Raw genomic sequence first — 15104 nt, 5'->3', positions numbered from 1 at the left:
AGAAGCAGAAGCGGAAAATCTCATTCGCGCCTTTGTACGTGCATTTGATTTGGAAAAAGTGCCACTTCTGAGAGTAGGACTCATCGAGCTTGGTATAAATCGACATCTCCTCCTGTTTGATATTCACCACATCGTTTCTGATGGTGCATCATCAAGCATTCTGATACAGGAATTCGTTCAATTATACAAAGGTGAGGAGCTGCCACCACTTCGAATTCAATACAAGGATTATGCAGTTTGGCAACAAGAGGAAGTACAAAGTAAACAAATGGAGAAACAAGAAAAATATTGGCTAGATGTTTTCCATGGAGAAATTCCAGTTTTGGATATGCCAACTGACTTTGTCAGACCTGCCGTACAAACTTATCAAGGAGACACATTTGAATTCTTTATTGATGAACAACGAAGTAAGGGATTAAAACAAATCGCAGCTCAGACCGGTTCCACTTTATTTATGGTCTTACTGGCTAGCTATTCAGCTATGCTTCACAAATATAGTGGACAAGAGGATGTCATCATTGGAACGCCAATTGCAGGTAGACCTCATGCTGATTTAGAAAACCTGATTGGTATGTTTGTTAATACATTAGCGATCCGGACGCAGCCGGCAGGAGAGAAATCCTTCTATGACTTTGTGCAGGAAGTCAAAGAACATGCGTTAAAAGCATTTGAGAATCAGGAGTATCCGTTTGAGGAACTGGTTGAAAAATTGCAAGTAGCGCGTGACTTCAGTCGAAATCCATTGTTTGACACAATGTTTATCATGCAAAACGTGGAGAATGAGGAACTTGCTATTGAAGGATTAAAATTTACTCCTTATGCAGATGAGCATGGTGTTGCCAAGTTTGATTTAACGTTAAATGCAATGGAAGAAGCAGAAGGCATCAGATGCGGAATGGAATATGCTACCTCACTATACAAACGTGAAACCATAGAACGGATGGCAGAGCATTTCCTACAGGTGATCGATGGTATTATAAGTGATCCACGTGAGAAGCTAGCTATTCTTGAGATGATAACAGCGAAAGAGAAGGCATTCATTCTCGAAACATTGAATGATACAGCAGCAGAATATCCACGTGAACAAACGATCCACCAGTTATTTGAAGATCAGGTGGCACGTACACCAGAGCAGGTAGCGGTGGTTTACGAAGGACAGCAGCTAACGTTCCGGGAACTAAATGAACGAGCTAACCAATTGGCTCGAACACTACGTGCTGAAGGTGTACAACCAGATCAACTAGTCGGTATTATGGTGGAGCGTTCTTTAGAAATGATGGTCGGTTTATTAGGTATCTTGAAAGCTGGAGGTGCTTACGTACCGATTGATCCAGAATATCCAGAAGAACGTATCCGTTACATGCTAGAGGATGCTGGGGCCAAGCTGGTCGTTATGCAAAACCAATTGCATGATCGCTTAGCTTTTGTTGAAAGACGTATTTCCTTAGACGAGGAAGCTTCCTATCATCAAGACAGATCAAATCTAGATGTGCTGGGCAGTTCTAATGATTTGGCTTATGTCATCTATACGTCTGGGTCGACAGGTAAACCAAAAGGGGTTATGCTTCAGCATCAGTCGGTCGTGAACTTGATCCAAGGTATCACAGATCGAATTGATTTTGCCCAAGGAAAGTCCCTATTGTCTGTTACCACTATCTCGTTTGATATCTTCGTATTAGAAACGTTCCTGGCATTAAGTAAAGGGGTAAGAGTCGTTCTGGCTAGTGAGGATCAACAAACAGATCCACAAGCATTGAGTGATGTGATCGTAGAACAACAAATCGATATGATTCAAATGACACCATCTCGTATGCAGATGCTGCTATCGTCTGACCATCTCGAGTGCTTACAACAGCTACATGTAATCATGCTAGGGGGAGAAGCACTACCTGCTTCCTTGCTGGAGATGTTGCGTAGGAATACATCAGCCCGTCTATACAATATGTATGGACCAACGGAAACCACTGTATGGTCGTCAGTCGCAGATGTGACAGGTGAAGAGCAAATAACAATCGGTAAGCCGCTTGTAAATACCCGCTTCTATCTGTTAAGTGCTGAGGGTCAAGCTCAACCAATCGGGGTTGCAGGGGAGCTGTGCATCGCTGGTGAAGGACTGGCAAGAGGTTACTGGAATCGTCCTGAGCTTACGGAAGAAATGTTTGTTGAGAACCCACTTGTACCAGGAGAGAGAATTTATAAAACAGGAGATTTGGCCAAATGGCTTCCAGATGGGACGATCGAGTATCTAGGGCGGATTGACCATCAGGTAAAAATTAGAGGCCATCGAATCGAGCTTGGTGAAGTAGAGACACAGCTATTACAAGTAGGCTCGGTGCAGGAGGCAGTGGTAATCGCACGTGGAGATCAAGAGGGGCAGCAGCAGCTATGCGCTTATTTCGTAGCTGAGCAACAACTGACTGTCCATGATCTAAAAGCTCAATTGTCTCAGGGACTACCAAGCTATATGGTTCCGTCTTATTTCGTTCAACTGGAACAAATGCCACTTACACCAAATGGCAAGATTGATCGAAAGGCACTTCCTGCCCCAGAAGGCGGCATACTCACTGGATCAGAATACGTGGCACCTCGTACATGGATGGAAGCAAAGCTGGTGCAAATTTGGCAAGAGGTACTAGGATTAGAAACGATCGGCATAAGAGATAACTTCTTTGAAATCGGAGGGCATTCCTTACGAGCAACGAACTTGGTAGCGAAGATTTATAAAGAAATAAATAAAAATCTTCCTCTTCGGGATGCATTCCAATACCCGACTATCGAGCAAATGGCCAAAGTAATAGAAGGAATGGAACAAAGTACGTATACCTCGATTCCAGTTATTGAGGAAAGGGATTTCTATCCTGTATCCTCTGCCCAGAAACGCTTATACATTTTAAGTCAGTTCACAGGTGGCGAAATTAGCTACAATATGCCAGACATTGTGATGATCGAAGGCTCGTTGGATCAACAGCGGGTGAAGGAAGCCTTCCAAAAACTGATCGAACGTCACGATACTTTACGAACTAGCTTTGAAATGGTCAATGGAGAACCGGTACAACGAGTTCATCAGAGTGTTGACTTCACCATATCGTATGTGCAAGCAAGTCTTGAAGAAGCGGAAGAACATGTACGTGGATTTATTCGCGAATTTGACTTGCAAAAAGCACCATTGCTACGTGTTGGTCTGATTGAAACGGAACCTGATCGCTATCTCTTACTATTTGATATGCACCATATCATTTCTGATGGAGTTTCCATGGGCGTTCTAATTCAAGAATTTGCCCGACTATATGCTAAAGAAGAGCTATCACCGCTTCGCATCCAATACAAGGATTATGCTGCATGGCAACAAGCAGGAGTTAACAGTGAGAAAATGAAACAGCAGGAAGCATATTGGCTGGATGTATTCCGCGGAGAAATTCCTGTACTAGATCTGCCTACTGATTATGTTCGACCAGCTTTACAAAGCTTTGCTGGTGAAACCATTGAATTTGTAATAGAGGAAAATGACAGAGAAGGCCTAAAGAAACTTGCAGCCCAAACTGGTTCTACCTTGCATATGGTTATGCTTGCAGCCTATACAACGCTCTTGCATAAATATACTGGCCAAGAGGATGTAATCGTTGGAACTCCAATTGCTGGAAGACCACATGCTGATCTTGAGGATATGATTGGTGTATTCCTGAATACCTTAGCACTTCGCAACTATCCGTCTAAAGACAAATCCTTCTATGAATATCTGCAAGAAGTGAAGGTAAGTGCTCTCAAAGCTTATGAGAATCAGGATTATCCGTTTGAAGAATTGGTAGAAAAGCTGAAAGTAAGCCGAGATTTAAGTCGAAATCCTCTGTTTGATACAATGTTTGAATTTATCAATTTGGAGCAAGGCGCGCTAGAGATGGAAGGTTTACGTGTTCAGCCTTATCCAAGTGAAAATACTGTGGCTAAATTCGATTTAACACTAGAAGCAATTGAGAGAGAAGAAGGCATCGTATGCACTTTGGAATACGCTACGTCTCTGTTCAAGAGAGAAACTGTGGAGCGTATCGCGGGGCATTTCAAACAAATTATTTCTGCTATTGTCCAGAATCCACAAGCTACGCTAGAGTCTCTAGAAATGATTACTTCGATAGAAAAAGGGACAATTTTAGAGGTATTTAATGCTACAAATATTGATTATGCACGTGAGAAAACGATCCAACTCTTATTTGAAGAGCAAGTGGAACGTACTCCAGATCAAGTAGCAGTTGTACATGAGGGCGATCAAGTAACCTATCGCGAACTCAACGAGCGAGCGAATCAATTAGCCCGAACATTGCGAGCTGAAGGCGTTCAAGCCGATCAGTTAGTCGGTATTATGGTTGATCGATCTGTGGAAATGATGGTTGGAATCCTGGGAATTCTCAAAGCTGGCGGAGCGTATGTGCCAATTGATCCGGAATATCCAGAAGAGCGTATCAGTTATATGCTTGAGGATGCTGAGGCAAAACTGTTGGTCATGCAGAGTCATTTAGTAGAGCGAGTATCCTTTACTGGAAAACTCGTAATGCTAGATGATCCAGATACCTATCATCAGGATGGAACGAATCTACAAACAGCATCAACTCCCGACCATCTTGCTTATGTCATCTATACATCAGGAACGACAGGCAAACCTAAAGGTGTCATGATCGAGCACAAGCAGGTTACTTCAATCGCTGCTGCTTGGAACAAAGCATACCGATTGGAAGAGGATTCCGTCAGATTGTTGCAATGGGCAAGTTTTTCATTTGACGTATTTACTGGGGATTATGTTCGAGCTCTGTTACATGGTGGAAAATTAGTGATTTGCCCGAGTCAGTCCAGATTAGATCCTGTTCGTATCTATGGATTGATGAAAGAGTATGGAATCACAATTTTTGAATCTACACCAGCCATCGTTATCCCACTTATGGAGTATGTTTATGAAAACAGCTTGGACATTCGTTCTTTGAAAACGTTAATTGTAGGGTCAGATCAATGTCCGTCAGATGCCTTTGCTCAGCTGGTGAGCAGATTTGGTTCACAAATGCGGATTTTAAATAGCTATGGTGTAACGGAAGCGTGCATTGATTCGAGTTATTTTGAACAAGTAACTACCGTGCCTGCATTCAGCTTACCTATTGGTAAACCGTTGCCTAACGTAAAAATGTACGTTTTAAATGAGAACCATGCTATTTTGCCGATAGGTGTGCTAGGTGAATTGTATATAGGCGGAAACGGAGTAGGGCGAGGATATTTAAACCGTCCAGAACTGACGGCAGAAAAATTCGTGGATAACCCGTTTGTTTCGGGAGAGAAAATGTACAGAACCGGGGATTTGGCAAGATGGTTGTCGGATGGAAACATGGAGTATGTTGGCCGGATTGACCACCAAGTAAAAATTCGTGGTAATCGGATTGAACTAGGTGAAGTCGAAACCAAGCTCTTAAAGACACCATTCATGCAAGAGGCTATAGTGGTTGCTAAAGAAAATGAGGCTGGGGTTAAACAGTTGTGCGCTTATTTTGTAGCGACCAAGGCACTGACCTTAAGCGAACTTCGAAGCACATTATCTCAAGAATTGCCTGGGTACATGATTCCGACCTACTTTGTTCAATTGGATGAAATGCCACTTACACCAAATGGTAAAATTGACCGCAAGGCTTTACCTGCCCCAGAAGGAAGCATGCAAACAGGTGCAGATTACGTAGCTCCGCGTACATCGATTGAAAAGACGCTTGTGTCTATTTGGCAGGCAGTACTAGGAACGGATGCGATAGGGATCATGGATAAATTCTTTGATCTTGGTGGTGACTCTATTAAATCTATCCAGGTTTCATCACGCTTGTTCCAAGCAGGCTATAAGCTGGAAATGAAGGACTTGTTCCAATATCCAACCATTGCCGAATTGAGCAAACGTGTTCAATCGATTACGAGAATGGCGGATCAAGGTGAAGTGGTAGGCGAAGTGGAATTAACACCGATTCAGCGTTGGTTCTTTGAGCAAGCGTACACAGAACAACATCACTATAACCAGTCGGTTATGTTGTTTAAAGAACAAGGCTTTGATGAAGGAGCACTTCGCAAGGTGATGCAGAAGATTGCTGAGCACCATGATGTAGTGCGGACCGTGTATACACCAACGGAAAGTGGATATAAAGCAAGGAACCGTGGTATTGAGGAAGGAGAACTGTACAGTTTAGAGGTAGTTGATTTCCGAGATGTATCCGATGGTGCGAAAGCGGTTGAGGCAAAAGCAAGTGAAATGCAAAGAAGCATTGACATAAGTGAAGGACCACTTATGAAGCTTGGTTTGTTCCATTGCGCGAATGGTGATCATTTGTTGATCATTCTTCACCACTTAGTAGTAGATGGCGTCTCATGGCGCATTCTATTCGAAGATATTGCGACTGGATATGAGCAAGCGCAAAACGGAGAGGAAATTTGCTTCCCGCACAAAACAGATTCATTCCATATGTGGGCACACCAATTGGCTCTTTATGCTAATTCAGATGCGATGGATCGGGAACGCGAGTATTGGCAACAGCTTGAACAAATTCCGAAAACTCCGTTGCCAAAAGATAATGTCCAAGCTACTTCGATCATGAAAGACAGCCAGTCTATTATGGTGCATTGGACGGCAGAGGAAACCGAGCAACTTCTGAAACAAGCTAATCGTGCTTACAATACAGAAGTAAACGATTTGTTGCTCACAGCACTTGGCATGGCTATACATTCTTGGACTGGAATAGAACAAATCCATGTGAACCTGGAAGGTCATGGTCGGGAGTCTATCATTTCAGACATGGATATCACCCGAACAGTAGGCTGGTTTACAAGTCAATATCCAGTAGTTCTCGAGATACATGAAGGAAAACATGTTTCCCAGCAAATCAAGAGTGTTAAAGAAGGACTTCGCCACATTCCTCAAAAGGGAATCGGTTATGGCATTCATAGATATTTGTCTGAGCGAAACGAGGGTACATCTTTTACAGAGCCAGAGATCAGTTTTAACTATCTAGGGCAGTTTGACCAAGACTTGCAAAACAATGATATTCAGCTATCTCCATATGCGAGTGGGGCAGAGACCAGTCCAAATGCATCTATGCCGTTTACACTTGACATGAATGGTTTGATCTCCGAAGGTGCTTTAACAATTGAAATGAATTACAGTGGCAAAGAGTACCAGAGGGAAACGATGGAGCAGCTTGCTGAATTGCTACAAGCAAGTCTCCGTGAAGTAGTAACACACTGCGTAGCCAAGGAACGTCCTGAATTAACACCAAGTGATGTCTTGTTACGTGGACTGACTGTTGAGGAACTGGAACAGATCGTCGAACAGACCAGCCGTGTAGGCGAAGTTGAAAATATTTATGCAATGACACCTATGCAAAAGGGAATGTGGTTCCATAGCTTAATGGACCCGCAGTCTGGGGCTTATTTTGAACAAACGACGTTTGACATCAGTGGAAACTTCCATGCAGAAATCTTTGAAACTAGCTTACGTATGCTGTTCCAAAGACATGAAATATTTAGAACGAATTTCTACAATGGATGGAAAGAACAGCCGCTTCAAGTCGTCTATCGAGAAAAAGATAGCTCTCTTCACTATGAAGATTTGATGGCGATGCATGTGGAAGAGCGAAATGCTTACGTCAATTCCTTTATCAAGAAAGACAGGGAAACAGGGTTTGAATTAAGTCAAGATGCATTAATGCGTGTTTCTGTTCTTCGGATAGGAAAAGAAGATTACAAAATTATCTGGAGTTCCCACCATATTTTAATGGATGGCTGGTGCTTATCTTTAGTTGCATCAGAAGTGTTTGAATGCTACTTTGCCATTCTGCAACATAGAGCACCACAATTGGCTGAAGTCTCGCCATATAGTGCCTATATTGAATGGTTGGAACGCCAAGACAGTAGGGAAGCTGCTAGCTACTGGAGCACTTATTTGGCAGGTTACGATCAACAAACGATGGTTCCAAAAGCGAAGTCGCCAGGCAAAGAAGCTGAGCAAATATTTAGGACGAGCTTCTGCGATGTAGATAAAGAACTGACGGCACAAATGAACACACTAGCAAGACAACATCAGGTTACAATCAATACATTAATGCAGACCGTTTGGGGCATGATGCTTCAAAAGTACAATGGAACTGATGATGTGGTCTTTGGAAGTGTAGTTTCTGGTAGACCAGCGGACATTCGAGACGTTGAGAACATGATCGGTTTGTTTATCAATACAATTCCTGTACGCATCCATTGTGAGGGAACGATTTCTTTCTCTGAGCTATTAAAGCAAAATCAAGAAAAAGCCTTAGCATCTCATGCATATGACACACATCCACTATACGAGATTCAGGCTCTGACAGAACAAAAACAGGATTTGATTAACCATATCATGGTGTTTGAAAACTATCCTGTTGAAGAGCAGATGGAGCAGGTAGGAAAAGATGACGAAACGGCATTTGAGGTTACGAACGTCAAGATGGTAGAACAAACCAACTATGACTTTAATCTCATTGTCATTCCTGGTGAAGAGATTAGAATTCACGTTGAGTACAATGCTGCTATGTATGATCAAGCGGGTGTTGAGAGGATTCTGGGACATTTTGTTCATGTTATGCAGCAGGTGATTAATAACCCAGCCATTGCTTTAAACACGGTGGAATTAGTAACGCATCAAGAAAAAGAGCAGATCGTTGAGGAATTCAACCATACAGCAGTTGCTTATCCACAGGAGTACATGATTCATCAATTGTTTGAGCAGCAAGCAAAACTCACACCAGATCAGTTGGCAATTGTATATCAAGATAAGCAAATAACCTATCTTGAATTAAATGAACGGGCAAATCAACTAGCGAGAACATTGCGAATGAAAGGTGTACATGCTGATCAATTGGTGGCCATTATGGCTGAACGCTCTACAGAAATGATCGTCGGCATGCTTGGAATCTTGAAGGCTGGCGGTGCATATGTACCGATTGACCCAGAATACCCAGAGGACCGCATCCGCTACATGCTAGAGGATGCAGGTGCGAAGTTGGTAGTTACACAACAACATTTGCAAGAGTATCTTTCCTTCTTTGCTACTGATAGGCTTGTGCTTCTAGATGATTCTGCGAGTTATCAGGAAGAGAGCTCTAATTTGGAGCCAATCCATGGACAAAACGACTTGGCCTATGTCATCTATACCTCAGGAACAACTGGCAAGCCTAAAGGTGTTATGGTCGAACACACAAGTATCGCTAATACGATTCATTGGAAAGCAAATGCATATGGGTTTACGCGAAACCACCGCGTGCTGATGGTTACTCCATTTGTTTTCGATCCATTCCTTACACACTTATTTGGTCCATTAATATCTGGCTCAACGGTGTATTTGTTACCGGATGGAGAAAGCAAGGACCCTGTAGCTATTAAAAATGCTATTACAGAACAAAGTATTACACATCTGCAAAGCTCACCTAGTTTCCTATGGAGTATTGTGGATACGATGAGTCCAAAAGATCTGAAGTCTGTAAAAAATATCGTAGTTGGGGGAGAGAAGATCGTTTCGGCGCTAGTTAACAGAGTGATGGAAATGAATCCACACATTGAGATCTGCAATGAATACGGTCCAACAGAAAGCAGTGTAGTCACTACTTCTCTATCGATTACGAATGCAGAGCAGGAGCTTTCTATCGGATGCCCGATAGCAAATAAACAGGTCTATATCGTCGGTGCTCACAATCAGCTTCAGCCAATTGGGGTAGCAGGAGAGCTATGCATTGCGGGAAGCGGTTTAGCTAGAGGATACTTGCACCTTCCAGACCTTACAGCGGAGAAATTTGTAGATAATCCGTTTGTAGCCGGTGAACGGATGTATAGAACAGGTGACTTGGCTAGATGGCTACCTAATGGCAAGATCGAATATTTAGGTCGTATGGATCATCAGGTGAAAATCCGCGGTTATCGGATTGAGCTTGGTGAGGTAGAAGCACAGATAATGAACCTAGCACCGATTCAGGAAGCCATCGTCATTGTAAAAGAGGGAGAGGCTGGACAAAATCAGCTGTGCGCCTACTTTGTTTCTGAAGATCAGCTGAGGGTAAGTGAACTTAAAAAAGCATTGGGTCAGGTCCTGCCTGAATTCATGGTTCCATCTTACTTTGTACAATTGGAGCAAATGCCCCTGACTCCAAATGGAAAAATTGATCGAAAAGCCTTGCCTGAGCCTGAAGAAAGCATTCAAACTGGAAACGAGTATGTCGCACCTCGAACAGCAGTGGAAGCAACATTGGCATCGATTTGGCAAGAAGTGCTTGGTCTCTCAACCGTTGGAGTGAAAGAGAATTTCTTTGATGTGGGAGGACATTCGTTACGTGCAACCACTTTAGTTGCCAAGATTCACAAAGAGATGGATGTTGCTGTACCACTAAGGGACATTTTCAAATATCCGACGATTGAACAGCTGGCTCAACTGATAGCTAGCATGGAGCAAATCACGTATGCCTCGATTCCTGTTATAGAGGAAAGAGAGTACTACTTGGTTTCTTCCGCTCAAAAGAGACTGTACATTCTGAGCCATCTTGAAGGCGGAGAGCTTAGTTACAATATGCCAGGCATTATGATGGTAGAGGGCTCGTTAGATAAGGAACGTGTAGAAGCGGCGTTCCAAAGATTGACGCAGCGACATGAGTCATTACGTACAGGCTTTGAACTCGTCAACGGGGAACCTATGCAACGAGTACACGATGGAGTGTCATTTAAGCTGGAGTATTGGGAAACCAGTCTTGAAGAAGCAGAACCGATTATTGAAGGGTTCGTACGTTCGTTTGATCTCAAGCAGGCTCCATTATTGCGGGTGGGCTTACTTGCAGTCGATGTGAATCAATATATCTTGCTATTTGATATGCATCATATTATCTCTGACGGCGTTTCCATGGGCGTTCTGATGCAAGAATTTGTCCAGCTGTATCGGGGAGAAGAGCTATCGCCACTACGAATCCAATACAAGGATTATGTAGCTTGGCAGCAAGCAGGTATTCACAGCGAGTGGATGAGCAAGCAGGAAGCATATTGGATGGATGTCTTTGCGGGTGAAATACCTGTTTTAGACATGCCAATTGATTATCAACGACCAGCATCCAGAAGCTTTGAGGGAGAAGCCGTCGAATTCGTAATTAACAAACAGAGAAGCGAAGGTTTGAAAAAACTAGCAGCCGACAATGAGTCTACCTTGTATATGGTGTTGCTTGCCGTTTATACAACACTGCTTTCTAAACAAAGCGGCCAGGAAGATATTATTGTAGGTACGCCGATTGCAGCAAGGCCGCACGCTGATCTGGAGTCTATCATCGGAATGTTCGTCAACACATTAGCCATTCGTAATTACCCAGAAGCTGATAAGTCCTTCTTGGCTTACTTGCAAGAGGTCAAAGACAGTTCGTTACAAGCTTTTGAAAATCAGGATTATCCATTTGAAGAACTAGTTGAGAAGCTCGATGTGAAACGAGATTTAAGCCGTAACCCGCTGTTTGACACAATGTTTGTGTTGCAAAACACGGAGCAAGGAGATCTGTTCATAGAAGGCTTGCAACTAAAACCTTATGGGGAACAACCTGTAGTAGCTAAGTTTGATTTGACTTTAAATGCAGAAGAGCTTGAGGACAGCATCGTTTGCAGCTTCGATTTTGCAAGCTCCCTGTACAAGCGCGAAACAATAGAACGACTGGTCGAACATTTCATGCAAGTGATCGATTCTGTTCTTGCAAATCCAGAGGAACAGCTTTCCTCCATTGAGATGATTACGTCGAATGAAAAGACTACAATTCTTGAGACATTTAATGATTCACAGGCTGATTATCCACGCGAGAAGGCAATTCATCAGTTATTTGAAGAGCAGGTAGCACTTGTGCCAGATCATATCGCAGTTGTATACGAGGGGGAACAGCTTTCTTATCGTGAACTAAACGAGAAGGCAAACCGACTTGCAAGGTCATTAGTAGCCCAAGGTGTTCAAGCAGATGGGTTAGTAGGTATTATGGCTGAACGGTCTTTGGATATGGTTGTGGGAATGCTTGCTATCTTAAAAGCAGGGGGAGCCTATGTACCGATTGATCCGGAGTATCCAGAAGAACGGATTGCCTATATGCTGGAGGATTCAAATGTGAATCTGTTATTGTTGCAGTCACATTTACTAGGACGAGTAGCTTTTGATAAGAAAGTTATATTACTAGATGACGAACAATCCTACCAGACAGATCATTCTAATTTGGAACTGCGATCTGGACCAAGGCATCTAGCATACGTGATCTATACGTCAGGGACAACAGGTAAGCCAAAAGGCACCTTGATCGAACATAAGAACGTGGTTCGTCTGTTATTTAACAGCAAAAACTTGTTTGATTTTAGTAATTCTGATACATGGACGTTATTCCATTCGTTCTGCTTTGATTTCTCTGTGTGGGAAATGTACGGAGCACTTTTATACGGTGGGAAATTGGTTATTGTGCCTCCGTTAACAGCCAAGAGTCCGAAGCAATTCCTTCAGCTACTTCAGGATCAGCAAGTGACGATATTAAATCAAACACCAACTTATTTCTATCAATTGCTTCAGGAAGAAGCGAATGATAATAGAAAAGAGTTGGCCATACGAAATGTGATTTTCGGTGGAGAAGCGTTAAGTCCAGCCTTATTAAAAGATTGGAAGGCAAAGTACCCACAAATCAAGCTAATCAACATGTATGGAATAACAGAAACCACAGTACATGTCACGTACAAGGAAATTACAGAAGCAGAAATCTCTCAAGCGAAAAGTAATATCGGTAAAACAATACCAACCTTATCTGCTTACATTCTAGATGAACATTTGCGTCTGCAACCTGTAGGAGTTAAGGGAGAATTGTATATTGCTGGTGAGGGATTAGCCCGAGGCTACTTAAACCGTCCTGAGTTGACGAATGATCGATTTGTTTCTAATCCTTTTGTACCTGGTGAGCGCATGTATAAGACCGGGGATCTAGCGAGATGGCTTGCAGATGGCAATATTGAGTATTTAGGCCGAATAGATCATCAAGTAAAAATTCGTGGCTATCGTATCGAACTTGGAGAAGTGGAAACTCAGCTTCTAAACATCGAATCTGTGCAAGAGGCGATCGTGATAGCACATGAAGACCAAAGTGGCGAAAAATACTTATGCTCCTACTTTGTGGCAGATAGTGAGCTGACCGTAAGTGAGCTAAGAAGAGCATTATCGCAACAGTTGCCTGACTACATGATTCCAGCTTATTTCGTACAATTGGAGCGGATGCCACTAACCGCGAACGGTAAACTAGATCGAAAAGCGTTACCAACACCAGAGGAAAGTCTGAAGACTGGAAGAGAATACGTTGCGCCTAGGACCCAGGTGGAAGAGAAGCTAGCCCAAATTTGGCAGGAAGTACTAGGGTTATCCCAAGTAGGAATCACGGAGAATTTCTTCGAGATTGGAGGACATTCATTACGTGCTACGACCCTAGTTGCGAAAATACATCAAGTATTAGACACAAGCATTACACTCAGAGATGTATTCCAAATTCCGACGATTGAGCAGATGGCTGATCGAATTGCCAATACAGAGAAACACGCTTATATATCCATTCCTCTTGCAGAAGAAAAAGACTACTATCCAGTGTCTTCCGCCCAAAAACGTCTCTATATTTTGAGTCACGTTGAAGGTGGAGAGCTTAGCTATAATATGCCGGGTGTAATGACAATAGAAGGTCAGTTGGATTGGATGAAGCTAGAGACAGCATTCCGTCAATTGATTAATCGTCATGAGACATTACGCACAGGCTTTGAAATGGTAGATGGAGAGGTAGTTCAACGGATATCTAAAGACGTTGAGTTTACAGTAGAGAAAATCCAAGCGAGAGAAGAAGAAGTGGATGCACACATTAACGGTTTTGTGCGGAAATTTGATCTTCAACACGCACCGTTAATTAGAGTTGGCCTTATCGAAATAGAGCCAGATCGCCATATCTTGCTCTATGACATGCACCATATCATTTCTGATGGTGTTTCGATGAATATCCTAATGCAGGAAGTTACCGAACTGTATGAAGGCAAGGAATTGTCCCCATTGCGACTTCAGTACAAGGATTATGCGGTTTGGCAGCAGCAACGAGCCAAGAGCGAACTCTATGAACAACAAGAGAACTATTGGTTTGGTGAGTTCTTTGGTCCATTACCTGTCTTGGATTTAATGATTGCTTATCCGAGACCTGCGGTACGTAGTTTTGAGGGTGCCGAGTATGAATTTGTAATTGACCGTGCTTTAGCAGACCAAGTAAACCAATTGGCTGAAAATAGCGGAAGCACATTATACATGCTTCTCATGGCTACCTACACGATCTTGCTTTCTAAGTACAGCGGACAAGAGGATATCATTGTTGGTACCCCTGTAGCTGGAAGACTCTCGGCAGAATTGGAACCACTTATCGGTATGTTTGTTAACACGCTCGCAATCCGTAACTATCCGCAGAAGGATAAGACATTCCACGGATACCTAGAAGAAGTGAAAGAGCGTACGTTACAAGCATTTGAGAACCAAGAGTATCCTTTAGAGGAACTGGTGGAAAAGCTGAATGTGAAGCGGGATGCAAGCAGAAATCCACTCTTTGACACAATGTTTGTCATGCAAAATACAGAGGATCAGGAGGCAACCATTGGATCGTTATCCGTTACTCCTTATGTGCAGGACCATACTGTAGCTAAATTTGACTTAACATTGTCAATAAGCACAGAAGAGGGAGAGATCAGAGGAGCATTCGAATATTGCACAAAACTTTTCAATAAAAACATGATTGAACAGTTAGCAAATGATTTCGTGCGGATACTATCAGAGGTTGTTAGCACTCCAGACAAAAAGCTAGGGGAATTCGATTTAGTAGAGAATTCGGCTAGTAATCATGACCTAGTAGAATCCATTCAGTTTGATTTCTAAGGAAAAAAGAATATTTTTACGAGCGTGTGCTATAGGCGAGTTCTATAGCACACGCTCACCCTTCATTTTTTGCACTCATTCATTTTTTGCGAATTCGAGAAGGGGTGTGGATGTGGTAGTATGACACCTCGCGATTGTTTAC

Annotated in this window: 1 protein-coding gene (only partly in view); it reads left to right on the top strand. The window is 42.8% G+C overall.

Translation table 11 applies throughout. The features are described from left to right. A protein-coding gene (locus BrL25_RS26330) for a non-ribosomal peptide synthase/polyketide synthase (RefSeq protein WP_018669922.1) crosses the window boundary here: on the top strand, positions 1–14962 show its end. 21578 nt of this gene lie to the left of the window's left edge; 14962 of the gene's 36540 nt are visible here — the last part of the coding sequence; its start codon lies beyond the left edge, outside the window; the stop codon is at positions 14960–14962. The last annotated feature ends 142 nt before the right edge of the window (positions 14963–15104 follow it).

This window comes from Brevibacillus laterosporus DSM 25 (assembly GCF_002706795.1).
Taxonomy (GTDB): Bacteria; Bacillota; Bacilli; order Brevibacillales; family Brevibacillaceae; genus Brevibacillus_B; species Brevibacillus_B laterosporus.
Note: the sequence above shows the minus strand (reverse complement) of the source record. Positions and strands in the feature narration are given on the sequence as shown.